We start from the raw sequence: 22,697 nt of genomic DNA on the forward strand, positions 1-22,697 counted from the left end.
GCCCGCAAGATACGAAAAAAGGCCTGTTTGGCCTAATCCGGCCTACTCCTTGCCTCTGCTTTTATCAGCCTTGTGAGTGCCCGATTTCGGGGTGTGCACCTTGATCTTTTCGCCCACGGCCGGGTACTGTTTTTTCCACAGCGGCTGGCCCCGGTATTTCACCCCGCTGTGCAGATGCACCTTGCGCGTGTGGCACGAAACAATGGGACAGGTGCGGCACGAAGCCACGAGCAGCAGCACCAGAAGCGGCAGCAGGAGCCGCGAAGCAAGCAAACGAACATTCATAGGCCCAAAAGTAAGCAGTTGGCGGTTGGAAGCCCGTCAGGGGCGAGCCGGGGTCAGGGTGGCCAGGTCCTCCCCTTCCCATTCGCGCAGAAATTGCTTCAGGAAGGTTTCCATGAACTCGTGGCGCTCCTGGGCCAGCTGCCGGGCCGCGGGCGTGTGCAGCCGCTCGCGCAGGTGCAGCAGCTTCTCGTAGAAATGGTTGATGGTCGGGGCCGTGTTCTGCTTATAGCTTTCGAAGGAGGCGTGCTGCATGGGCGGCACCGTGGGGTCGTGCAGGGGGCGGCCCTTGTGGCCGCCGTAGGCGAAGGCGCGGGCCACGCCAATGGCCCCGATGGCTTCGAGGCGGTCGGCATCCTGCACGGCTTCGCCCTCGGGCGTACTCATGGGCGTGGGCACGCCCAGGCCCTTGAAGGAGATTTCGCGGATGATGGTTTCGACCCGCTGAATGACCTCCTCCTCCACGGCCAGGCTGCTGAGCCACGCACGGGCGGCGCGGGGGCCAGCTTCCTCGTCGCCGGCGTGAAATTTCCAGTCGGCCACGTCGTGGAGCAGGGCACCCAGCTCCGTCACGAGCGGGTCGGCGTGGGGCAGCGTGGCGGCCAGGGCCCGGCTGGTGACCCACACCCGGCGGATGTGGTCCCAGTCGTGGCCGGAGCCCTCGCCGATGAACTTGTCGCGGATAAAGTCGGCGGTGCGGGTAATGATTTCCTGGGGTTCCAAAGCGGGGGGATGGCTAGGTGAAGAGAGAGCAAAACAACGAAGCAGACGGCAAATTCTTACGCGGCGGCCGGGCCGGATGGGCCGCCTCCCTCCTGTTCAGCCCGTTAGCGGTGGCGGGTGGCTGAATTATTTGGCCGGCCGCCGGGTTCTTGCGTATATTGCCTTCAAATGACATTAAAAAAACAAGCAAATGACTGTTGTTCGTAAAACTTCCGTGGCCAATATGGTGGAGCTGATGGGCGGTCCGGCCGTAATTCCGCAGCTGGTCCACAACGAGCTGGACCTGCTGGCGGTGGCCATCAAGGGCATTTCGGTGCAGGCCCTGCGGACGCTGCAGCAACGCCTGCGCTTCACCAACAAGGAAATCAGTGCCGTGCTGGGCGTGTCGGAAAGCACGCTGGCCCGGCGCGAGCAGGCCAATAAAGCCCTGACCCTGGATGAGGGCGAGAAGACCATTCAGCTCTCGGCCGTGCTGGCCAAGGGCTTGGAAGTATTCGAGGACGAGGGCGATTTTCACCACTGGCTCAACACCAATAACGTGGCCCTGGGCGGTATCCGGCCCATTCAGCTGCTGTCGTCGGCCATTGGGCGCGACAAAGTGGTTGAAATCCTATTTCGCATCGAATACGGCATGTATTCTTAACCGGTCTATATGCTCTTGTATCGATTGGGGAAAACAATTCGCATTCGGGATACGGCGGGAACCGGGGGGTTATATGCTGCCGCCCGCTGGAACGAAAAAGGAGTTCAGGTTCTCTATACGTCCGAGTATGTATCGCTGGCCAAGCTGGAAGTGCTGGCTAATTCGGCCTCGCTGCCCGTTGGTTTTTCGGCCTTAACCCTGGAAGTGCCCGACGATACACCCGTGAAGCAGGTGGATGCGGCACAGCTGCCTGCCAACTGGCGCAAGCTGCCCTACCCGCAGGAGCTGGCCCAGCTCACCCGCGCCTGGGTGGAAGAAGGCAAGTTCTGGCTGATGCGGGTGCCTTCAGCCCACGCCCCCGGCGAGTGGAACTACCTGCTCAACCCGCTCCACCCCGACCACCGGAAGCTGCGCATTGTGGCCATTGAGCCCCACCCCTTCGACCCGCGCCTGAAGCCCTGAGCCGCCGCCACGTATAAGCTACGGCGGTTGATTTTATATCAATTTTTACCTATATTTAGTAGTGTTTCCGTCGTTGCCGGATTCCGACCGCTAAGTGGCCGATATTCTACAACGAGGGACCCTTCTCCGCTCCCGTATGCTCTAAACCGCTACCCGCGCCGCTTTTCTCATCTTTTCCTGCCCCCTCATGGCCTGGCTAAGAAACCGCGTGCGTGCTGCCCGTCTGCTGGCAGTCTGCGCCTGCTGCGCCCTTGTGGGCGGAGCCGCGCCGACGCTGGCCGCCCCCCCACCCCGCCCGGCCCCGGAGCCCACAACCGAAGCCGGGCGCACGCTGAAAAGCCTGCTGGATACGGCCGCGCTGGGCTCGGCGGCAACCTACGCGCACCTGGGCCTGCGGGCGGGAGCCGGGGTGCTGCTTTTTTATACCCACAACGACTACCAGCCCATCTGGACGCAGGAGGCCGGCTGGAACCAGGGGGCCACGGAGGCGCTGGAATTGCTGGCGAAGGCCCCAGAGTACGGGCTCTGCCGCGAAGACTACCAGTGGAAGCAGCTGCGGGGCCTCCCCGATTCGCTGCGGCAGCTGGCCGGCAACCGCCAGCGCGGCCCGCTGCTGGCCGATTTTGAGCTGCGGCTCACCGATGCCCTCCTGCGCTACGGAATCCACCTGCGGGGCGGCCGCCGGCTGGCCGGCACACTGGCCCCCGAGCCGGCGGGCAGCAGCAGCGCGGAAGCAGCCAGCCGGCTCCGCACAGCCCTGGCGGCCGGTTCGCTGGCCGGCTTCGTGGCCGAAAGCGAGCCGACCGGGCGGGCGTATCAGCAGCTGCGGCGGGCCTGGGCGGCGGCGCTGGCGGCGGCCTGTCCCGAAGACTCGGCGCGCCTGCTGACGGGCGGGCAGGCGCTGTTCCGGCAAGTGGCTATCAATCTGGAGCGCCTGCGCTGGGAGGCCGCGCCAGACTCGGAGTACGCGGTGGTGAATATTCCCGCCTTTCAATTGCAGCTGGTGCGGGGCGGGCAGGTGGTACAAACGCACCGCGTGGTGGTGGGCAAGCCCGAAATGCCCACGCCCACGCTGGATAGCCGCATTATTGTGTTCGTGACCTCGCCGGAATGGCGCGTGCCTTATAGCATTGCGGTGAATGAGCTGCTGCCCGAGATTCAGCGCGACCCCGGCTTTCTGGCCGACAACGACTACGAGCTGCGCAACGCGGCCAACCAGCGGGTGAACCCGTGGCGGGTGCGCTGGCAGCGCGTGACCCCGGAGACGTTTCATTATACCATTCGCCAAACGGCGGGCCGCTCCAACGCGCTGGGCAGGGTGGTTTTTTACTTCCCCAACCGCCATACCGTGTTTCTGCACGACACGCCGGCCCGCACCGTATTCAGCCGCCCCGACCGGGCGTTGAGCCACGGCTGCGTGCGGCTGGAAAAGCCCCTGGCGCTGGCCGCCTACCTGCTGCGGCGCGAGGGCACCGAAGCCACCCTGCGCCCCGCCCTGAGCGGCCCTACCCGCCACGAAAAGCGCCGCTTCGACCTGCGGCGCGGCCTGCCCGTGCATTTCCGCTACTACACCTGCGCAGGCGAAAACGGCCAGCTGCGCCGGTACGCGGATATTTATGGCAAAGATCAGGCTCTGCTCGATGCCTTTTTCCCGCCGCAGCCCTGAGCCGGCGGCCACCCCGACGGGCAGGCACCTGTAGCCGGAGCGCTTCCGGCAGTCTCTACTGCTTAGTGTAACCGTGTTGGCCTTTTTTTCGGCGAAATTAGGCAAAAAACGCAGCGCCCGACAATTTTTTCCGGGTTTCTGCAACTGCTGTTTCAGTCCGCTACTCATCGTACTGGAATTCTCAGGGCTGCGGCGGCGTTATTGGGATGAAGAAAAAAACCTGCGCCACCGCGCGCCTTTTTTTGTTTATTTGGCTGAAGGCCGCTGCCGGCCGCTACGCCTGCCCTGACGGGAGTAGCCACCGGCTGCCGAAATCAGTTTCAGCCCTTACCTTTGTCTTATGCCGCACGAAGTAGCCAACCTCACCTTTGCCGAAGCCACCACCCACGCCCCGTTCGTGGACTACGCCCGCTGCGTGGATGCCAGCAGCCGCCCGGCCAACCACAGCGGCGACTGGCCAACAGAAGGCAAGCTCTATCCGGTGCGCGTGGTAGAGTCGCACCTTGAAGGGATGCCGCTGGTGCACGTACTGGGTTTCCAGGCCGATGCGCCGTATTTCAACGCCTACGCCCCGCACCGCTTCGAGCTGCTGCACACCATCTGGCTTAACTAGGCTTCCTTTTTCAGCCTTCTGATACAACCGCCAAGCGCGGCCGCCCAGACCCGGACGGCCGCGCTTGGCGGTTGTTGGCATTTGGGCGAAGCCCGGCGATGGATTCGGTTTCGAAGACGGCGGGCAGATTGCCGTTCAGGATGTACACAGGCATAGTGAAGCCGCGCCGGGCCAAGCGGCACCAGCACGTAGAGAGCGGGGCGAATCCAAGTGGGCCATTTGGGGGCGGAAGGCATCAGCGAGGCAGTAAGCAGGCATGAGAATGAAGGGCGTGGGCAAAGATATGCCGGTGCCGGCCGCGCCGTCGGGGGCCGGCCGCTGGCCTTCACGATTCGGTAACGGCCGGGTAATCCTGTCATAATGAGCCGCCGGTAGCTTTGGTGCATCCATTCACCAACCCTCTTTCGGATGCGTCAAACTATACTCTCAGGGGCCGTGGCGGGCCTGGGGCTGCTGATCCTGCCGGCGGCTCCGGCCGCGGCCCAGATCCTGCGCTTTGGAGCGGCAACGGCCGTGGTCAGCGAAAATACCAGCTCGGTCAGCGTGCCGGTTTCCATCACCAACCCCGGCGCGGCGGCCAGCACCGTGCAGGTGGTGCTCAGCCCCACCCTGAATACGGCCACGGCCGGCGCTGACTTCACCTTCGCCGCCCCCCAGACGCTCACGTTTCCGGCCGGCAGCGCCACCAGTCAGACGCTGGTGCTGCCGCTCACCGACGATGCGCTGGCCGAAGGAGCCGAGTATTTTACGCTACGCCTGCAAAACCCCACTAATGCCACGCTTGGGGCCGGCGGGGCCGAGATGCTGGTTTACCTGAAAGACAACGACACGGCGGCCCCCACCCAGAGCCGCAGCCTCACGCTGAGCTACATGGGCAGCTACCAGAACGGGGCAGCGGGCACGAACTCGGCCGAAATCGTGGCCCACGACCCCATCACGCGGCGGCTGTACGTGGCCAACTCGGTAGGCGGCAAGCTCGATATCCTCTCCTTCACCAACCCGGCCAGCCCCACGCCGCTGGCCTCCATCAATATGCTGCCCTACGGCAACATCAACTCGGTGGCGGTACGCAACGGTATAGTGGCCTGCGCCATCGAAAATGCTAATCCGCAGCTTGATGGCAGCGTGGTACTGTTCGATCAGAACGGCATTTTTCTGAAGCAGGTGACCGTGGGAGCCTTGCCCGACATGATTACCTTTTCGCCCGACGGGCGATTCATCCTCACTGCCAACGAAGGCGAGCCGAAATCGGACTACACCCTGGACCCCGAGGGCTCCGTGTCGGTGCTGAACTTCGCCGGCGGCGTGGCCGGGCTCACGCAGGCCAGCGTGACCACCGTGGGCTTCGGTGGCTACAACGGCCAGGCGGCCCAGCTGCGGGCCGATGGCGTGCGCCTGTACGGCGGCACCGCGGCCGCCCCCAGCAGCGTGGCCCAGGATCTGGAGCCCGAGTACGTGGCCGTATCGGCCGACTCGCGCCTGGCCTACATTACGCTGCAGGAAAACAATGCCGTGGCCACGCTCGACCTGAGTCAGAGCACCCCGCAGTGGGTGAGCCTGCGCGGCCTGGGCACCCAGGACCACAGCCAGCCCGGCTTTAGCCTCGATGCCTCGGACCAGACCCCCGACGTGCTGCTGGCCAACTGGCCCATTCGCGGAATGCGGCAGCCCGATGCGCTGGCGGCCTTTGAGGTGGCCGGCCAGCGCTACTTGCTCACGGCCAACGAGGGGGATGCCCGCGAGTATTCGGCCCTGACGGAGATAACCCGCCTCGGCGATGCCGCTTACGTGCTCGATCCGGCCGCCTTTCCGAACGCGGCGCTGCTGAAAAACGCGCAGGTGCTGGGCCGGCTGAACGTGACCACTAAAACCGGCGACACCGACGGCGACGGCGACATTGACCAGATTCACGCCTTCGGGGGCCGCTCCTTCAGCATTCTGAATGCCACCACCGGGGCCCTCGTGCACGACAGCGGCGATTTGCTGGAGCGCCTCACCAGCACCGACGCTACTTTTGGGACCATCTTCAATGCCAGCAACACCACCGGCACGCCCGTGCGGAAAAACCGCTCCGACGACAAAGGCCCCGAGCCCGAGGGCGTGACCACCGGCACGCTGCGCGATACGGTGTACGCCTTCGTAGCCATGGAGCGCATTGGGGGCATGGCCGTGTTCAACGTGAACGACCCCGCGCAGCCACGGCTGGTGCAGTACGTGAACAACCGCAGCCTAGTCAACGGCAGCGGCGACCAGGGGCCGGAAGGCATCGTGTTCATCTCGCCGGCTGACAGTCCCACCGGCCAGCCGCTGCTGGTGCTGGCCAACGAGGTGAGCAGCACGGTGGCGATATACGGCGTGCAGCTGCGCGGCACCGTGACGGCCAGCGGGCAGCTGCGCCCCGCCACCGCCCTGCACCTTTACCCCAACCCGGCTCAGGGTGGGCGCGTGCGCCTCAGCCGCCCCGTATCGGGCACGCTCTGCGATGTGATGGGCCGCCCGGTGCGCACGTTGCGCCAGGTCGAATCGTTTGAAACGGCCGGCCTCGCGCCGGGCGTATACGTGCTGCGCACCACCGACAATGGCCGCGCGAAGCTGGTAGTGCAGTAGCGCTTCACTACTGCTGAAACCGGTTGAAACCGCCCCCGCCGCTTTGGCGGGGGCGGTTTTGTTTAGCGGCCTTTTTGGGCCGCCCCGGCCAACCTTATGCATCCGGCGCGGCTCATCTGCGCGGACTCTTTTCCCTGCTTTCTTTGCTGTATGCTTCTGCCAACCATTTTTCGTCTGCTGTTATTGGGTCTGCTGCTGTTGCCGGGCCTTGGGGCTTCGGCCCAAACCCTGCTGCTACTTGAAGGGCAGGTGCTGGATGAGGCGCACCACGCGCCCGTGCCGTTTGCCACGCTGGGCATTCCGGGCCAGCCGCTGGGCACGGTGGCCGATGCCGAAGGCCGCTTCCGCTTCCTGGTGCCCGCCGCCCTGGCCGATGAGGCCGACCGGCAGTTGGTGGTGTCGTGCGTGGGCTACGCGCCGGCCCCGGTGGCCCTAGCGGCTTTCCGGGCCGGCCGGCAGGTGGTGGGGCTGCGCCCGGTCCCGGTGGCGCTGGGCGGCGTTACGGTGCGGCCGGGCCGGGTCAGGACCAAAACCTTCGGCCGCACCGGCGCGACTACCTTCATGACGGCCCGCCTGTATACCGAGCCCGACTTGGTGCGCGACGAGCTGGGCCGGGAGCAGGGCACGCTGCTGCGCCTCGACCCGGACTGCCGGCTGCGCGCGGTTCGGTTTCATGTAGCCTTCAACCGCTTTCAGTGGGTGCGGTTTCGGCTGAATCTGTACCGTGTAAAAGATGGCCGGCCCGACCAGCTGCTGCCGCTGCCGCAGGATATTACTTTCGAGGTGCGCCAGCCCCGGGGCTGGGTTACGGTTGATCTGAGTCCCTACAACATCCAGGTGCAGGGACAGCGCGAAATCGTGGTGGCGCTGCAATGGCTGCAAAGCGCGGCCACGGCCGGGTCCGCCAAGGCCTTTGCCCTTTCCGCCGTGCCCACGCCGGGGCACAGCATCGTGTTTCGCGACAAAAGCCAGGACCGCTGGCGCGACGTACGGCCCGGCCACCTGAGCCTGCACCTCACCGCCGACTCGTATGCGACTCCCCATCAGCCCAAAAACACGACCCCGGCCAGCGAGCCGGAATACGCGCTGCCCGACAGCCTGAAATACCTGCAGTTTGTGGAGCAGCCCGCGCCTGGTCCGCCGCCCTCCCACCACTACGGCGACAGCGCGGCGGTGGGCCACTACGTGGCGGTGCGGGGCGCCAAGCTCTATTACGAAGAGTACGGCCAGGGCGAGCCGCTGCTGCTGTTGCACGGCAACGGCCAGTCTATTGCCGCCTTTCACCGGCAGATTGGCCCGCTGGCCCGCCATTTCCGGGTCATTGCCGTGGATACCCGCGCCCAGGGCCGCAGTGCCGATGCCACCACCGGCCCGCTCTCCTACGACCTGTTTGCCGCCGACCTCCGGCAGCTGCTGGCCGCCCTGCACCTGCCCCGGGTGCGCGTGCTGGGCTGGAGCGACGGCGGCAACACGGCCCTGAAACTGGCCCTGGCCGACCCGGCTTTGGTGCAGCGGATGGCCATTATGGGGGCTAATCTGTTCCCGACCGAGCAGGCGCTGGCCCCCGGCGTGCTGGCCGGCATACGCCAGCACCTGCACGCCGTGCAAACCCGCCTCCCAGCCGATTCGGCGGCCCGCACCCAGGCCCGGCTGCTGCGCCTGCTGCTGGAAGAGCCGCAGCTGACTTTCGGCGCGCTGGCTGCCATTAAGGTCCCTACGCTGGTGCTGGCCGGCCAATACGATATGGTGCGCGAGGCCCACACCCGCGCCCTGGCCCAGGCCATCGGCGGCGCCCGCCTGACCATCTTCGCGGGCGCCTCGCACAACGCGCCCCAGGAAACCCCGGCCCTCTTCAACCAAACCGTGCTCGATTTCCTGCTAGCCCCGTAGCGCCGCTACCCGGCAACGCGCGCTCGGCTGAATTTCAGGCGAGCACCTGTCATAAGCCAGGAAACCTGCGTAAATCAGATGGAGGCACTGTATCCGTCAGGCTCCCCCTCTCCCCAAGGCTTCGCGCATGAAGCGAACCGGGGGCCGGGAGGGAGAGGCGCGCTTTCCCGGCATTTCCGCTTAATTTCGCCCGTTCAGCGTACCCCTAACCAACAGGAAGCCCATGCCCGGCTATAGTCCCCAGCAAATCGAGAAGAAGTGGCAAGCCCACTGGAAAACCAATAGCACCTTCAGGGCTGATAATAGCTCAGAGAAGCCCAAATACTACGTGCTCGATATGTTCCCGTACCCCAGCGGGGCGGGCCTGCACGTAGGGCACCCGCTGGGCTACATTGCCTCCGATATCGTGGCCCGCTACAAGCGCCTGCGCGGCTTCAACGTGCTGCACCCGATGGGCTTCGACTCCTTCGGCCTGCCCGCCGAGCAGTACGCCATCCAGACCGGCCAACACCCCGAAAAGACCACCCGCGAGAACATTGCCCGCTACATCGAGCAGCTTTCGGCCCTGGGCTTCAGCTACGACTGGAGCCGTGAGGTGCGCACCTCCGACCCGAGCTACTACAAATGGACGCAGTGGATTTTCCTCAAGCTGTTCAACTCTTGGTACAACCTCGACACCGACCGCGCTGAGCCACTGAAAACCCTGCTCGAAAAGTTTGACCAGAACGGCAGCGAGGGCATCCGCGCGGCCGGCGACGAGGAGGAGCGCCACAGCTTCACCAGCGGGCAGTGGAAGATGTTCACGGAAAAGCAGCGTTTGCAGGCCGTGCATCCCTACCGTCTCGCCTACCAGCAGGATACCTACGTAAACTGGTGCCCCGGCCTGGGCACGGTGCTCAGCAACGACGAAGTAAAGGACGGCCTCTCCGAGCGCGGCGGCTTCCCCGTGGAGCGCCGCCTGATGCCCCAGTGGAACCTGCGCATCACCGCCTACGCCGACCGCCTCCTGCAGGGCCTCGACTCGCTCGACTGGTCGGAAGCCGTGAAGGAGATGCAGCGCAACTGGATTGGCAAAAGCATTGGCGCGGAGGTTACGTTCCAAGTAAAAGACCACGAGCAGGCCCAGATCAAGGTCTACACGACCCGCGTGGATACCATCTACGGCGCGACCTTTCTGGTACTGGCCCCCGAGCACGAGCTGGTGCAGGAGCTGACGACGCCGGCGCAGCAGGCCGCCGTTCAGGACTACATCGACGCTACCAAGCGCCGCTCGGAGCGCGACCGGATGGCCGATACCAAAACCGTGTCGGGCGCTTTCACCGGCTCGTATGCCCTGAATCCGTTCAGCCAGGAGCCCGTCCAGATCTGGATTGCCGACTACGTGCTGGCCGGCTACGGCACCGGCGCCGTGATGGCCGTGCCCAGCGGCGACCAGCGCGACTACGTGTTTGCTAAGCATTTCGGCCTGCCCATCGTGCCGGTCACCGATGCCCAGAACATTGAGGAGCAGGCCGACCCCACCAAGGAAGGCCGCTACATCAACTCCGACCTCATCAACGGCCTCACCTACCAGGAAGCCACCCAGAAGCTGATTCAGGAGCTGGAAGCGCGCGGCATCGGCAAGGGCAAAACCAACTTCCGCATCCGCGACGCCATCTTCGGCCGCCAGCGCTACTGGGGCGAGCCCATCCCGATTTACTACAAAGATGGCGTGGCCTACGGCGTGGCCGAAGCCGACCTACCCCTGGTGCTCCCGGAAATCGACGAGTACAAGCCCACCGAAACCGGCGAGCCGCCCCTGGGCCGCGCCAAAGACTGGAAATACAAGGGCCAGTATGAGTATGAGCTGAGCACGATGCCCGGCTGGGCCGGCTCCTCGTGGTACTACCTGCGCTACATGGACCCGCACAACACCGAGCGTTTCGTGGGCCAGGAAGCCGAGCAATACTGGCAGAACGTGGATTTATACCTCGGCGGCGCAGAGCATGCTACCGGCCACCTGCTCTACTCCCGCTTCTGGCATCTGTTCCTGAAAGATCTGGGCTTGGTCACGGCGAATGAGCCGTTTCAGAAGCTGATTAACCAGGGGATGATCTTGGGTAGGTCGAATTTTGTGTATCGGTTGGATCATGGTGGTTTAACCAATTCGACAGAAGATAAGATGGACTACTCTACTCCATCTATATTCATCTCGAGTTCCTTTAAAAACTCATTGACTGGTATCTCTGATAGTCGTCTTAAAGACGCATTGAATAAGCTGGCAACCAAACTCTCTGAACAAACGGGTTACAACATTCGCTTACATCCAGTCGATTACAAAAACACGAATAACGTCGACGATTATGTCACGCCACTTCACGTTGATGTGAATATCGTGGAGAACGAAGTGCTCGACCTCGAAGCCTTCAAAAAGTGGCGCGAAGAGTATGCCACGGCAGAGTTTATCCTCGAAGACAACGATACCTACATCTGTGGCGTCGAAGTCGAGAAGATGTCGAAGTCGAAGTACAACGTAGTGAGCCCCGATGTGCTAATTGACCGCTACGGCGCCGACGCGCTGCGCCTCTACGAAATGTTCCTCGGCCCATTGGAGCAGTACAAGCCCTGGAACACCAACGGCATGAGCGGCGTGGCGGGCTTCCTCAAAAAGCTCTGGCGGCTCTACCACCCCCAGGACGGCGACTTCGCCGTGACCGAAGAAGCCGCCGCGTCCCAGGAGCTGAAGGCCCTGCACAAGGCCATCAAGAAGGTGGAAGAGGACATCGAGAAGTTCTCGTTCAACACCACCGTCAGCGCCCTGATGATTACGGTGAACGAGCTGACCGCCCTCGACTGCCACAAGCGCGCCGTGCTGGAGCCGCTGGTGGTGCTCCTTTCGCCCTACGCGCCCCATCTGGCCGAGGAGCTGTGGGTGGCGCTGGGCCACGCGGCCGGCAGCATCAGTGAGGCTTCGTACCCCAAGTTCCGCGAGGAATATCTGGTGGAAGACACCGTGAACTACCCCGTGGCCATCAACGGCAAAGTGCGCGAAACGCTGCAGTTTGCCGCCACCGCCACCGCCCAGGAAATCGAAGCCGCCGTGCGCGCGTCGGATTTCCTGCCGCGCTTCGCCGAGGGCAAGGAGCCCAAGAAGTTCATCGTGGTGCCCGGCCGCATGGTAAACGTGGTGGTGTAGCTCGGTGCTTTATCGGCTGGCAGCCTTCTGGCCCTGTCATCCTGAGCCCTGCGAAGAACCTTTCTCTTCGCCACTACTAAGCCTGATAAAATGAGCAAAGCCCTTTACTATTCGTGTAGTAAAGGGCTTTGTGCGTTGAAAGTGGTTTGCAGTAAACTACGAGGAAGGTCCTTCGCTCTGCTCAGGATGACAGACGTTGGATTACCTCTCCGCCTCAGCCAACTCTTCGCGCTTCGCTTTCGGCAGCGAGGCCCGCACCAGGTCGTAGGAATGGTCAATTAATTCGCGTAGCTGCGGGCCAGGGATGCCAGTGCCGACGAGCACCGTGTTCCAGTGCTTCTTGTTCATGTGGTAGCCGGGCAGCACGTAGTCGTGCTCGTCGCGCAGCTCCTGGGCGCGCTCGGGGTCACACTTCAGGTTGATACTGCCGAAGGTATCGATATCGGTGAGGGCGAAAACCTTGCCGCCAACTTTGAAAACCAGCGTTTCGGGGCCGAAGGGCGTTTCTTCGGTCACGCCGGCTTTGAGCAGGCAATAGTCGCGGAAATCTTCGATGTTCATAACTGGTTTATTAGAACGTCATGCTGAGCGAGGTCGAAGCATCTCTACTGCTTCGTTGTAACGGGTTTGTCATCCTGAGCTTGCGAAGGACCTTATAGGATGAGAACAAGTCGTAACAACGATGGCCGTTCAACTGGCATAAGGTCCTTCGCAAGCTCAGGATGACAAATACCTTGGCAACATCAGCACGCGAGATTCCTCGGCTTCGCTCGGAATGACGTTCTGCTGGTTCTTTCAGCCGACAACTTCCTACCGCGTGAACAGCCGGTAGAGCACCACGCACAGGCCGACCAGGAACATGGCCATGCTCAGCTTATTGATGAAGTGCATGGTGCGCAGGTTGAAGTTGGTTTGGCGGTTGGGGTCGTTTTTGCGGAAGAAATACCCGAGAGCGGGACCGAAATCGAAGAGGCCTTTGCGCATGATAGCTGGGGAAGATTGGTATGCAAAAGTAACAGGCCCGGCGGCGGAAAGATTTGCCGGCGGCCGGATAATCTGCCGGTTTTCGCGTGGGCTTACCGGAACAAAGCCTCGATGCGCTGCTGATTGTTCTGGCTGATAATCTTGCGCTTCACCTTCAAAGTAGGCGTCAGCTCACCCGATTCTACGCTCCACAAAGTGGGCAGCAGGGCTACTTTCTTGATTTGCTCCCACTGGGCGAAGGCAGCGTTGGTCTGCTGCACCAATTGCTCGTAGAGCTGCTGCACCTGGGCGTGGGCGGCCAGGGCGGCGTCGGAGAGGTCGGTGGGCAGGTTCTGACGGCCGGCCCAGGCGCGCAGCTCCGCGAAGGCCGGCACCAGCAGGGCCGCCGCAAACTTCTCGCCCTCGCCTACCACCATCACCTGCTCCACCAGCGGCGACTCGGAAATGCGCGATTCCAGGGGCTGCGGGGCCACGTACTTGCCGTTGGAGGTCTTGAACATCTCCTTCTTGCGGTCCGTGATTTTGAGGAATTTTCCCTGCACCAGCTCGCCGATGTCGCCGGTGTGCAGCCAGCCCTCGGCGTCGATGGTTTCGGCGGTCAGGTCGGGGAGGCGGTAGTAGCCCTGCATCACGGAGGGCGAGCGGGTCAGGATTTCGCCGTCGGCGGCGATTTTCACCTCCACGCCCGGCAGCACCGGCCCCACGGCCCCGATCAGATTGCCGGCGGGTACGGGCTGGCTGGCCGCAACCACGGGCGAGGTTTCCGTCATGCCGTAGCCTTCCATCACCCGAATGCCGGCAGCCCAGAACACCCGCGCCAGCCGCGGCTGCAGCGCCCCGCCCCCGCTCACGATGTAGCGCACCTGCCCGCCCATGGCCTCGCGCCACTTGCTGAACACGAGCCGGTTGGCCAGCGCCAGCTGCGCCCGGTACCACGCGCCCTGGTCCTGCTGCGTGTCATAGCGCAGCCCCAGATCCAGGGCCCAGAAGAACAGCTTTTTCTTCGCGCCGGTCAGCTCCTGACCCTTGGCCACAATCTTGTCGTAGATTTTTTCGAGCAGGCGCGGCACGGTGGTAAACACCTGCGGCTGCACCTCGCGCAGGTTGTCGGCAATGCGCTCCACGCTTTCGGCGTACCAGATGCTGAAGCCCAGCAGCAGATATAGATAGGTGGCCGTGCGCTCGAAAATATGGCTCAGGGGCAGAAAGCTCAGGGCTTTGTTGCCGGCCGGCAGCGGCAGGTAGCCGGTGAGATTTTCGCAGTTGAACAGAATGTTGCGGTGGCTGAGCATCACGCCTTTGGGTCGCCCGGTGGTGCCGCTGGTGTAGATGAGTGTGAGCAGATCGTCGGGCTGCACGGCGGCTTTCAGTGGGGCCAGCGGGGCCGGGTCGGCGGCCTGGCCCAGGGCCAGCAGCTCGGCAAAGGAGCGCGTGCCGGCTACCACATCGAAGGTGAAGACGTGCTCGGGGCCATCTGTGAGGCCCGCTACGGCCTGCTGCACCCGGGCCAGCAGCTTCTCATTTTCGACCAGCACCACCCGCACGCCGGCATCCTGGAAAATATGGCGGTAGTCTTCCACCGTGATGGTGGGGTACATGGGCACGCTCACGGCCCCGAGCTGGGCAATGCCGAAATCAGCCACCACCCACTCGGGGCGGTTGGCCGAGATGATGGCCACTTTGTCGCCGGGGCCGATGCCGAGCTGGTGCAGGCCCAGGCTGGCGTGGTTGCTCAGCCCCTGCACCCGCGCCGCGCTCAGGGGCTGCCAGGCGCCGGCTTTTTTCTCCACGAGGCAATCGGCCTGGGGCGTGGTGGTGGCCAGGTGGGCAAGCAGGTCGAACGTACGGCGGGTGGACATAAAGGGAAAGCTGAAAACGGCGGCAATTGCAATGACGCGGCCACAAAAGTAGCCCGCAGCAGCCCCGGCAACGACGGCAGGCCATAATTTTACCGGGCAGCAGCGAATACTACGTCATACGCAGCCCACGGCATCCTGAGCGAGGCAAAGACCAAACAATCACCCCGCGCGTGACACTTCGGCAGGCACCACCGGACGTATTTGCTCCAACAATCCGCATCTTACCAGCTACTTACCCTTGCCCCTTACGCATGAAACACCTCCTGCTCGCCGTCGCTCTGCTCACCACCACCCAGGCCCGGGCCCAAACCGCCACCGCGGAAACCGAGGCGGTCAAAAAAACTATTACCACCTTCTTCACCGGCATGCGGCAGGGCGACAGCACTTTGGTGCGCAGCACGCTGGCGCCCGGCGCAGTACTGCAAACCATCGAAACCAAAGGCGAAATCCGGGTTAGTGCCGAGGGCCCGAATGGCTTTCTCAAAGCCGTGGCCACGCCGCACAAAGACGTGTACGATGAGCGCATCACCTTCGAGCAGGTGCTCATTGATGCCAATCTGGCCAGCGTCTGGACGCCCTACCAGTTTTATATTGGCCCCAAGTTCAGCCACTGCGGCTACAATTCGTTTCAGCTGGTGAAGCTGGCCGCGGGCTGGCGCATCGTGCACATCATTGATACGCGGCGCAAGGAGGGGTGCAAGTGAGAGGTGTGAAATTGGTCTGCTAGTCGTCTGTCATCCTGAGCAGAGCGAAGGATCTTCCTCGGTTAAGCGACAAGCCTTTTGAAATGAGCAAAGCCCTTTACCAACGTGCGGTAAAGGGCTTTGTGCGTTGAAAGGCGTTTAGTAGTACGGAAAGAGGAAGGTCCTTCGCTTTGCTCAGGATGACAGGCAGCTAATACGCCTACGATTCCCTGCCCATTGCCAGCAGCTGCGCGGCCTTCAGCTGGCCCAGGTGCGCTACTACATGGTCGGCGTGGTGCAGGTCCTGGCCTTCGGAATGCTCGCTGCGGTAGCCCACGCAGTACATGCCGGCCGCTTTGGCCGCCGTCACACCGTTGGCCGAGTCTTCAATAACGAGGCACTCCGCCGGGGCCAGGCCGGCCAGCGCGGCCGCGTGCAGAAAGATAGCCGGGTCGGGCTTCGACTTGGGAAAATCTTCGCCGCTGACCAGATTATCGAAATACGGATATAGCCCGAAGCGCCCGAACACGCGGCCAATGGTTTCCTTCGAGGCTGACGACGCCAGCTGCAGCGGCACGCCGGCGCGGTGCAGCTCCTCAATCAGCGCCCGCGCGCCGGGCAGCAGCTCCAACGTCGTGTCGGCTTCAAACGCCCGGGCAAAATGCTCCCGCTTACGTTGAATCAGGGTTTCTACGTCTTCTGTCAGGTTAAACTGCTGCTTGAGCAGCTGGTACACGTTGCGGGTGGAAGAGCCCAGAAACGTGGCATATTCCTCCCGCGACATCGGAATACCCAGCTCGGCGAAGTGGCGGAAAAAGGCATCGTGGTGCAGCGGCTCGGTATCAACGAGCACGCCATCCATATCGAAGATAATGGTGCGGATCATGGGGCGGAGTGAGTTTCAAGCAAAGGTAGCAGCTCGCGCTTCCCACCTGCCTACGCCCCCCGGAACCCGGCTGTGGCGGCGCTTGTGAGGCCAGCTACGGCCGAGCCAGCGCCACAATATCCGGCACTTCCAGCACCGGCTTGGTGGCCCCGTGGCGCGCAACGTGCAGCATGGCCCGCCCCAGCTCCGCCAGCGTCGACACATACTTGGGTGCCAGCCGCCGCAACGCCGGGTAGAGCCAGCCGAAATACTTGTAGTACGACAGCACGTGCCGCTGCCCCGGCGTGGCCTTCAGGAAGCCCGGCCGGAACATGTAGGCGTGCGCGAAGCCGAGTTTGAGCAGGTCATTCTCCGTTTTGCCCTTCACGCGGGCCCACATCTGGCGGCCCTTTTCCGAACTGTCGGTGCCCGCGCCGGACACGTAGCAGAACGTGAGGCCGGGGTTGCGCGGCAGTAGCGTTTGGGCGAAGTGCAGGGTCAGGTCGTAAGTGAGGCGGCGGTACTCCGGCTCCTGCAGCCCCACAGCCGATACGCCCAGGCAGAAGAAACAGGCATTATAGCCCGTGAGCTGCTCCTGAATCGGCGTCAGGTTGTGGAAGTCGGCGTGGATGATTTCGCGCAGCTTGGGGTGGCTGATGCCACTGGGCCGCCGGCTGATGCTCAGTACCTGCTCCACGTTGGGGTCCTGCAGGCATTCGAGCAGCACGCCCTCACCTACCATGCCGGTGGTACCGGTTACAATTACACGTAGTTTCATAGGTGGGAAGACGAGTGCGAAGGAAAAATACTCGAAAACGTAGCGCGAAATATTGCCCGAATGGCCGCCCGGCACGCAGCCGGCGGCTTCTTTGTTAGCTTAGCAAATCAAACGAGCCTACTTGTATGAAACTCACGCTCATCATTCGTCAGGGAAAAACACACCTGATCGGGCAACTCAAGGAACTGCCGGGCGTGCTCACGTAGGGCAGCACGATAGCCGAGGTGAAAGACAATATCCGCGACGCGCTGGCCCTGTATTTGGAAGATATGCGGGAAGACAGCGTGGATGCCGCCGACATCATCGCGCAGGAAGAGCTGGAGTTCGTGGAGCAGGCCGCATGAAAGGCGGCAAATCCATCAAACATCAGGAAGCCCACGGCTGCCCGCTACACCGCCACGGCAGCCGCCACGATATTTACAAGAACGAGCAAACCGGCAAGCGCACCAGCGTCCCCGCCACGGCGATATTGACGAGGAGCTGTGCAAGGAAATCTGCAAGCAGCTGGGGATTCCGAAGGTGTGAAGCGTTTGCCCCTCTCTTATACTCTGGCCCCAGTGAAAATGGAGGGTTTGGAAGAGTTTGGCCGTTTCTCTGGTGTAGTAAGCTACTGATACCCATCCATTTCAAACCAAGCGTTCAACTCACTTAAAAAGTGAACAAATTTAGTAGTCAAGCGCAATCCTGGATTTTCTTTTCTTTTGACTGTAAGCACTACACAGCACTTTGCTGCTAAATCATGCTCTCGCATAAAAGAGCTAATCACATCAGTTTTATTGAAGAATATCTGATATAGCTTTTCTAGCGCTTCGTCGAGTCCATCACAGTCGTCCGATTCTGGAAGCCTGTACTCCCAGAAGCAGTCTTTGTAAAGTAGAGCAGGGAAAGAAAGGATCGGTTCACCTTTCAGACCGCTGGATGTGGGCTGTATGCCAAGTACGTTCGAAAACTTCTGAGGTGAGAAATCTTCGCCATAAAACGAAAGGTAGGCGTACGCCCTAGAATAACGCGACATAAAAGCCTACCCCACCACCGGCTCCTCCACCAATTCCTTTTCCACCCATCTCCCATCCTCGCGCATCAGCTCAATCAGCTGGTCCACGGCCTGCTCCTCGGGCACAGATTTTTTGATGACTTCCTGGCCGCGGTAGAGGGCAATCTTGCCTTTGCCCACGCCCACGTAGCCGTAGTCGGCGTCGGCCATTTCGCCGGGGCCGTTTACGATGCAGCCCATGATGCCGATTTTGACGCCCTTCAGGTGGTCGGTGCGCTTGCGGATCATGGCGGTGGTTTCCTGCAAATCGAACAGGGTGCGGCCGCAGCTGGGGCAGCTGATGTACTCGGTTTTGCTCATGCGGGTGCGGGCCGCCTGCAGAATGCCGAAGCTGAGCTGGTTGAGTTGGTCCAGGGTCTGGAGCCATTCGGCTTTGGGGCGCTCGGGCAGCAGCTCGGTGCTCAGCACCACGCCGTCGCCGAGGCCGTCGAGCAGTAGGCCGCCCACATCGGTGGCGGCGTAGAGCTGGGTTTGCTCGGGGGTGAGCTCGGGATACTGACGGTTGATGATGACCGGGTTGGTGATGCCATTCGTCAGCAGCTCGAAAAACGCGCGGCGGATTTCGGGCATGGCGTGGGCATTGTCGGTGTAGAGAATAACGACGGCCGTGGCATCGTGGCGGAGCTGATCGAGGGCTGCCGGCGTGAGCGAGGCCAGGTTGTGAAACACGAAGTTCAGCTCGGGGTGCTTATCCGTGGCCACGGCGTAATCAGCCTGGGTGAGCACCGGGAAGTGGTCGGGGCGCTGGCCGGCGTCGAGCCAGGCGGCGTAGTCCACCACTTCCTTGAGGCCGTTGGGCAGCATAAAGGGCACCGGGCGCCGGCCCGAATACACGTAGTCGGCCCCCAGGTCGTTCATCTGAAACTTATCCAGAAAAGCCGAATACAAATGGCCCACGGCCCGCAAATCGGCATATTCCATTTCGCCCAGCCGCGAAATATCCACCAGCACGCGGGGCACGTTGGCACCACCGAAGTTTAAAACTTCATGCGTTACGCGGCGGAAATACTGGAAAGGATTGATGGGCGAATCGGACGGCTCAGTTGTAGCGCGCGCATTAAATGCGGCAAAATCTTCCTCACTTTTCAACTCTGCGCTTCTCGCCAGCACCTCCATATCTGGTAGTGGCCGAATTGGCTTGGCCTCCTGCGCCCGATGCGTATACCGGTCAATCAGCGCCTTAGCTACCGGCGCTTCGGCTTCGGGGGCTTCGGTGAGGCTCACGCGCACGGTGTCGCCGAGGCCGTCTTCGAGCAGCGTGCCAATGCCCACGGCCGACTTGATGCGGCCGTCTTCGGCTTCGCCGGCTTCGGTTACGCCCAGGTGCAGCGGGTAGGGCTGCAGGCCTTCCTCGTCGAGCTTCTGCACCAAGAGGCGGTAGGCCTGCACCATCACCTGGGTGTTGCTGGCCTTCATGCTCAGCACCACGTCGTAGTAGTTTTCCTCCTCGCAGAGGCGCAAAAACTCCAGCGCCGACTCTACCATGCCCAGCGGCGTGTCGCCGTAGCGGCTCAGAATTCGGTCGGACAAGGAGCCGTGGTTGGTGCCGATGCGCATGGCCGTGCCGTACTGCTTGCAGATCTGGACCAGCGGGCGGAACCGTTCCCGGATGCGCTCCACCTCGGCCGCGTAGCTGCTGTCGGTGTACTCAATCACGTCGAATTTCTTCTTGTCGGCGTAGTTGCCGGGGTTCACGCGCACTTTTTCCACGATGCGGGCGGCCAACTCGGCGGCGTTGGGCGTGAAGTGGATGTCGGCAATGAGCGGCACGGTGCAGCCGCGCTTGCGCAGCTCCTTCTTGATTTCCAAGAGGTTCTGCGCCTCCTTCACGCTGGGAGCCGTGATGCGCACGTACTCGCAGCCGGCCGCCACCATGCGCAGCGTCTGCTCCACCGAGCCCAGCGTGTCCATGGTGTCCACGGTGGTCATGCTCTGCACCCGAATCGGGTTGAGGCCGCCCAGGGGCAGGTCACCGATTTTCACTTCACGGCTGAAACGGCGCTTGTATTCGGTGAGGCTGGGGCAATACGTCTTGTTCATATAAATAACCCGAGGGAGGAGTTTCGTCTGATAAACAAAGGTACGGAAGGTTTGTAGTCAGCCGGCTGCAAATGGGTTTTGCGGCACCGAACTGGTGAATGCCATTGGCAAAAAAGAACGTCCTGCTGAGCTTGTCGAAGCATCTCTCCCGCTTCGTTGGGTTAGCATCACAACGAAGCGGGAGAGATGCTTCGACAAGCTCAGCAGGACGTTCCTTCTATCGTCACGTTCTTCCAATAAAGTTCTACGCCCCCACTTCCAACACTATCTTCCCGATGTGCTCGCTGCTTTCCAGTAGCCGGTGGGCCGCCGCCGCCTCGGCTAGCGGAAACGTGCGGTAGATAACCGGCCGGAACTGCCCGGCGGCCAGCAGCGGCCAGACGTGGCGCTCCACCTCGGCGGCCAGCGCCGCCTTAAAGTCGGCGGAGCGCGGGCGTAGCGTGCTGCCGGTGAGGGTGAGACGGCGGCGCATCAGGTCCAGGGCATTCACATCCATTTTGCCGCCCTGCATGGCGTTGATGAACACCAGCCGGCCGTCGTCTTTGAGCAGGCGCAGGTTGCGGGGCGTGTAGTCGCCGCCAACCATGTCCAGCACCACATCGGCCCCGCCGGCGGCCTGCACGATGGCCTCAAAGTCCTCGGTTTTATAATTGATGGCCCGCGTGGCGCCCAGCTGCTCGCAGGCGCGGGCTTTCTCGGGGCTGCCCACGGTAGCAAACACCGGGCTGCCCAGCGCGTGGGCCAGCTGAATGGCCGTGATGCCGATGCCGCTGCTGCCGCCGTGCACCAGCAGCGTTTCGCCGGGTCGCAGCCGGCCGCGCTGAAACACGTTGTGCCACACCGTAAACGTGGTTTCGGGCAGCGAAGCGGCCTCCGGCAGGGTCCAGCCGGTGGGCACGGGCAGGCAGTGGCGGGCATCGGCCACGGCAAAGTCGGCATAGCCGCCGGCTGTCAGCAGCGCGCACACCGCGTCGCCTGGGTGCCAGCGCACCACCGCGGCCCCGCACTTTTCCACCACACCGGCCACTTCAAGGCCCGGCACGAGGCCCGTCACGTCGCCGCTGCCCGCGTATTTGCCCTGGCGCAGCAATACGTCGGGGCGGTTCAGGCCGGCGGCTTGCACCCGAATCAGCACTTCGTGGGCAGCCGGCTCCGGCACGGGCCGCGGCTGGTGGCGCAGCACCTCCGGGCCGCCGGGCGCGCTAATGACAATGGCGTTCATTTGGTCGGTTCGTGGTGAGGTTTTAGTCATTATGTGCGTTGTTTGTACAGGTGCTACGGTTCTGCTCGCCGAGCGGCAGCGCCCCGGCTTCTACGTTCGGGAGTCGTCACCCGGTCAGCACCCATCCCTCTGCCTTCCCCTGCCATGAAAAAGCTCACCTTCCACCCTATTTTCAGCGCCGCCAAAGCCACCGGCCTGCTGGCCTGGCAAACCGGCCGGGTTTTTCAGCAGCTCGCCAAAAAGGCGCTCGATGCCGTGCAGGAAGTGCTGCAGGCCGAAATCAGGAAGGGCAACGTGCAGTTGGTCACCGATTTTCTGACCGACAAGGCCCTGCCCGCGGCCAAGGCGCTGTTGCTGGAGCGCATGGCCACGCGCCTGCTGGTGCGCATCGGCCTGCGCGGGGCGCTGGCCTCCAATGTAGTGGGCTGGATTTTGCCGTTCGTGCTGGAGCGGCTGGTGAAAGTGGGCGTCAAGACCGGTTTTTTTGAGAAAGTGAAAAGCCACGGCACCGTGACCGAGGCCCTGCACCGTCTTGAAGAGCTTAAGCGGGCCACCTGGAAGTTTATTGCCCCCGATGCCGGCAGCGGGGCCGAGCTGGTAACGGAGGAAGAAATTGTGGAGCAGAAATTACTCAATACCAAAGCATAGCTCTATATTTGTTTCAAATAAATAGTATTTATATCCCAAATAAGCAATTCACATGTTTCGTCTAGCTACTCTCCGCGCCATTGGCTTCCGTTGCTGCTTGTTGCTGTTGCTCGGCTCGTATGCGCGCCCGGCCGCCGCGAAGGACGAGCAAGGCCTACAGCTGCATCATGACGCAGTGCACCAAGCTGTTACCATTCATCTGCCGGCCACAGCTCCGCGCAACAACCTATACCTGAGCGTATTGGATGCGGCCGGCCGCGTGGTATACCGCAAACCGCTCGATACTTCTTCCGGCCCGCTTATCTCGCTGCCCCTGAATAACTACGCGGCTGGCACCTACGTGCTGATTGTGGAAGGACCCAAAGGCTACAACATCGCGCAGCGCCTGGTGCTGAAATAGGCCCGGCCCGACTGGCAAAAACCCATTCTCTTTTCACGCAACAACGGACCGGACGGGCGAAGCAGCTTGGTAGCTGCTTCGCCCGTCCGGTCCGTTGTTGCGC

20 protein-coding genes are annotated in these 22,697 nt (G+C 62.4%); 10 read left to right on the forward strand and 10 right to left on the reverse strand.

Annotated elements, in window-relative coordinates; all coding sequences use genetic code 11:
• Positions 1-42: 42 nt before the first annotated feature.
• Together BUB62_RS10730 and BUB62_RS10735 are read right to left on the reverse strand one after the other, a co-directional pair.
• The gene (locus BUB62_RS10730) at positions 43-285 is read right to left on the reverse strand and encodes a hypothetical protein (RefSeq protein ID WP_143164114.1); all 243 of its coding nucleotides are present in this window, start codon (positions 283-285) and stop codon (positions 43-45) included.
• Positions 286-321: 36 nt separating this feature from the next.
• The gene (locus BUB62_RS10735) at positions 322-1,005 is read right to left on the reverse strand and encodes an HD domain-containing protein (protein ID WP_073109830.1); all 684 of its coding nucleotides are present in this window, start codon (positions 1,003-1,005) and stop codon (positions 322-324) included.
• A 190-nt stretch (positions 1,006-1,195) separates the two neighbouring features.
• Between BUB62_RS10735 and parS the strand changes: the two genes are divergently transcribed.
• From parS to BUB62_RS10770, 7 genes are all read left to right on the forward strand, one after another.
• The gene (parS, locus tag BUB62_RS10740) at positions 1,196-1,648 is read left to right on the forward strand and encodes a type II RES/Xre toxin-antitoxin system antitoxin (RefSeq protein ID WP_073109832.1); all 453 of its coding nucleotides are present in this window, start codon (positions 1,196-1,198) and stop codon (positions 1,646-1,648) included.
• Positions 1,649-1,672: 24 nt separating this feature from the next.
• Complete coding sequence (locus BUB62_RS10745) at positions 1,673-2,110, forward strand: RES family NAD+ phosphorylase (protein ID WP_234988676.1); 438 nt, start codon at positions 1,673-1,675, stop codon at positions 2,108-2,110.
• Positions 2,111-2,297: 187 nt separating this feature from the next.
• Positions 2,298-3,776, forward strand: coding sequence for a L,D-transpeptidase scaffold domain-containing protein (locus BUB62_RS10750; RefSeq protein ID WP_143164115.1), 1,479 nt, complete (start codon positions 2,298-2,300; stop codon positions 3,774-3,776).
• A gap of 340 nt (positions 3,777-4,116) precedes the next feature.
• Positions 4,117-4,389 (forward strand): hypothetical protein, encoded by a 273-nt coding sequence (locus BUB62_RS10755; protein WP_073109839.1) that lies wholly within the window; start codon positions 4,117-4,119, stop codon positions 4,387-4,389.
• Positions 4,390-4,797: 408 nt separating this feature from the next.
• Positions 4,798-6,996 carry a choice-of-anchor I family protein gene (locus BUB62_RS10760; protein ID WP_084539001.1) on the forward strand — a complete coding sequence of 733 codons (2,199 nt, stop codon included), beginning with the start codon at positions 4,798-4,800 and terminating at the stop codon, positions 6,994-6,996.
• Between the two features lie 150 nt (positions 6,997-7,146).
• A complete protein-coding gene (locus tag BUB62_RS10765; RefSeq protein ID WP_073109844.1) occupies positions 7,147-8,886 on the forward strand; it encodes an alpha/beta fold hydrolase in 1,740 nt (579 codons plus the stop codon).
• Between the two features lie 223 nt (positions 8,887-9,109).
• Positions 9,110-12,061: a leucine--tRNA ligase gene (locus BUB62_RS10770; protein ID WP_073109847.1), complete on the forward strand. Its 2,952-nt coding sequence runs from the start codon at positions 9,110-9,112 to the stop codon at positions 12,059-12,061.
• A gap of 201 nt (positions 12,062-12,262) precedes the next feature.
• Here BUB62_RS10770 and BUB62_RS10775 read toward each other — a convergent pair whose 3' ends face one another.
• The 3 genes from BUB62_RS10775 to BUB62_RS10780 form a co-directional block, all read right to left on the reverse strand.
• Positions 12,263-12,622 (reverse strand): MmcQ/YjbR family DNA-binding protein, encoded by a 360-nt coding sequence (locus tag BUB62_RS10775; protein WP_073109848.1) that lies wholly within the window; start codon positions 12,620-12,622, stop codon positions 12,263-12,265.
• A gap of 249 nt (positions 12,623-12,871) precedes the next feature.
• A complete protein-coding gene (locus BUB62_RS19420) occupies positions 12,872-13,045 on the reverse strand; it encodes a DUF6728 family protein (RefSeq protein WP_200799920.1) in 174 nt (57 codons plus the stop codon).
• A 92-nt stretch (positions 13,046-13,137) separates the two neighbouring features.
• Positions 13,138-14,904: an AMP-dependent synthetase/ligase gene (locus BUB62_RS10780; RefSeq protein WP_073109851.1), complete on the reverse strand. Its 1,767-nt coding sequence runs from the start codon at positions 14,902-14,904 to the stop codon at positions 13,138-13,140.
• A 251-nt stretch (positions 14,905-15,155) separates the two neighbouring features.
• Here BUB62_RS10780 and BUB62_RS10785 point away from each other — a divergent pair, with 251 nt between their 5' ends.
• On the forward strand, positions 15,156-15,608 hold the full coding sequence (locus tag BUB62_RS10785; protein ID WP_073109853.1) for a nuclear transport factor 2 family protein: 453 nt from the start codon (positions 15,156-15,158) through the stop codon (positions 15,606-15,608).
• Between the two features lie 199 nt (positions 15,609-15,807).
• Here BUB62_RS10785 and BUB62_RS10790 read toward each other — a convergent pair whose 3' ends face one another.
• The 5 genes from BUB62_RS10790 to BUB62_RS10815 form a co-directional block, all read right to left on the reverse strand.
• Positions 15,808-16,473, reverse strand: a complete 666-nt coding sequence (locus tag BUB62_RS10790) for an HAD family hydrolase (RefSeq protein WP_073109855.1) — start codon at positions 16,471-16,473, stop codon at positions 15,808-15,810.
• 94 nt (positions 16,474-16,567) lie between these two features.
• Positions 16,568-17,230: a Rossmann-fold NAD(P)-binding domain-containing protein gene (locus BUB62_RS10795; RefSeq protein ID WP_073109857.1), complete on the reverse strand. Its 663-nt coding sequence runs from the start codon at positions 17,228-17,230 to the stop codon at positions 16,568-16,570.
• 607 nt (positions 17,231-17,837) lie between these two features.
• Positions 17,838-18,245, reverse strand: a complete 408-nt coding sequence (locus tag BUB62_RS10805) for a DUF4279 domain-containing protein (RefSeq protein WP_073109859.1) — start codon at positions 18,243-18,245, stop codon at positions 17,838-17,840.
• A gap of 6 nt (positions 18,246-18,251) precedes the next feature.
• Complete coding sequence (ispG, locus tag BUB62_RS10810) at positions 18,252-20,324, reverse strand: (E)-4-hydroxy-3-methylbut-2-enyl-diphosphate synthase (protein WP_073109861.1); 2,073 nt, start codon at positions 20,322-20,324, stop codon at positions 18,252-18,254.
• Positions 20,325-20,568: 244 nt separating this feature from the next.
• Positions 20,569-21,546 carry an NAD(P)H-quinone oxidoreductase gene (locus tag BUB62_RS10815; RefSeq protein ID WP_073109862.1) on the reverse strand — a complete coding sequence of 326 codons (978 nt, stop codon included), beginning with the start codon at positions 21,544-21,546 and terminating at the stop codon, positions 20,569-20,571.
• 144 nt (positions 21,547-21,690) lie between these two features.
• Here BUB62_RS10815 and BUB62_RS10820 point away from each other — a divergent pair, with 144 nt between their 5' ends.
• On the forward strand, positions 21,691-22,194 hold the full coding sequence (locus BUB62_RS10820; protein WP_073109865.1) for a hypothetical protein: 504 nt from the start codon (positions 21,691-21,693) through the stop codon (positions 22,192-22,194).
• 52 nt (positions 22,195-22,246) lie between these two features.
• On the forward strand, positions 22,247-22,594 hold the full coding sequence (locus tag BUB62_RS10825) for a T9SS type A sorting domain-containing protein (RefSeq protein ID WP_143164117.1): 348 nt from the start codon (positions 22,247-22,249) through the stop codon (positions 22,592-22,594).
• The last annotated feature ends 103 nt before the right edge of the window (positions 22,595-22,697 follow it).

The sequence above is a fragment of the Hymenobacter daecheongensis DSM 21074 genome (genome assembly GCF_900141805.1).
GTDB classification, from domain to species: Bacteria; Bacteroidota; Bacteroidia; order Cytophagales; family Hymenobacteraceae; genus Hymenobacter; species Hymenobacter daecheongensis.

Coding starts and splice junctions, on each gene's coding strand:
- BUB62_RS10770 (WP_073109847.1), top strand. CDS start 9,110: ATGCCCGGCTATAGTCCCCAGCAAATCGAGAAGAAGTGGCAAGCCCAC.
- ispG (WP_073109861.1), bottom strand. CDS start 20,324: ATGAACAAGACGTATTGCCCCAGCCTCACCGAATACAAGCGCCGTTTC.
- BUB62_RS10820 (WP_073109865.1), top strand. CDS start 21,691: ATGAAAAAGCTCACCTTCCACCCTATTTTCAGCGCCGCCAAAGCCACC.
- BUB62_RS10775 (WP_073109848.1), bottom strand. CDS start 12,622: ATGAACATCGAAGATTTCCGCGACTATTGCCTGCTCAAAGCCGGCGTG.
- BUB62_RS10825 (WP_143164117.1), top strand. CDS start 22,247: ATGTTTCGTCTAGCTACTCTCCGCGCCATTGGCTTCCGTTGCTGCTTG.
- BUB62_RS10765 (WP_073109844.1), top strand. CDS start 7,147: ATGCTTCTGCCAACCATTTTTCGTCTGCTGTTATTGGGTCTGCTGCTG.
- BUB62_RS10785 (WP_073109853.1), top strand. CDS start 15,156: ATGAAACACCTCCTGCTCGCCGTCGCTCTGCTCACCACCACCCAGGCC.
- BUB62_RS10755 (WP_073109839.1), top strand. CDS start 4,117: ATGCCGCACGAAGTAGCCAACCTCACCTTTGCCGAAGCCACCACCCAC.
- parS (WP_073109832.1), top strand. CDS start 1,196: ATGACTGTTGTTCGTAAAACTTCCGTGGCCAATATGGTGGAGCTGATG.
- BUB62_RS10805 (WP_073109859.1), bottom strand. CDS start 18,245: ATGTCGCGTTATTCTAGGGCGTACGCCTACCTTTCGTTTTATGGCGAA.
- BUB62_RS10815 (WP_073109862.1), bottom strand. CDS start 21,546: ATGAACGCCATTGTCATTAGCGCGCCCGGCGGCCCGGAGGTGCTGCGC.
- BUB62_RS10760 (WP_084539001.1), top strand. CDS start 4,798: ATGCGTCAAACTATACTCTCAGGGGCCGTGGCGGGCCTGGGGCTGCTG.
- BUB62_RS10780 (WP_073109851.1), bottom strand. CDS start 14,904: ATGTCCACCCGCCGTACGTTCGACCTGCTTGCCCACCTGGCCACCACC.
- BUB62_RS10730 (WP_143164114.1), bottom strand. CDS start 285: ATGAATGTTCGTTTGCTTGCTTCGCGGCTCCTGCTGCCGCTTCTGGTG.
- BUB62_RS10795 (WP_073109857.1), bottom strand. CDS start 17,230: ATGAAACTACGTGTAATTGTAACCGGTACCACCGGCATGGTAGGTGAG.
- BUB62_RS10750 (WP_143164115.1), top strand. CDS start 2,298: ATGGCCTGGCTAAGAAACCGCGTGCGTGCTGCCCGTCTGCTGGCAGTC.
- BUB62_RS10790 (WP_073109855.1), bottom strand. CDS start 16,473: ATGATCCGCACCATTATCTTCGATATGGATGGCGTGCTCGTTGATACC.
- BUB62_RS19420 (WP_200799920.1), bottom strand. CDS start 13,045: ATGCGCAAAGGCCTCTTCGATTTCGGTCCCGCTCTCGGGTATTTCTTC.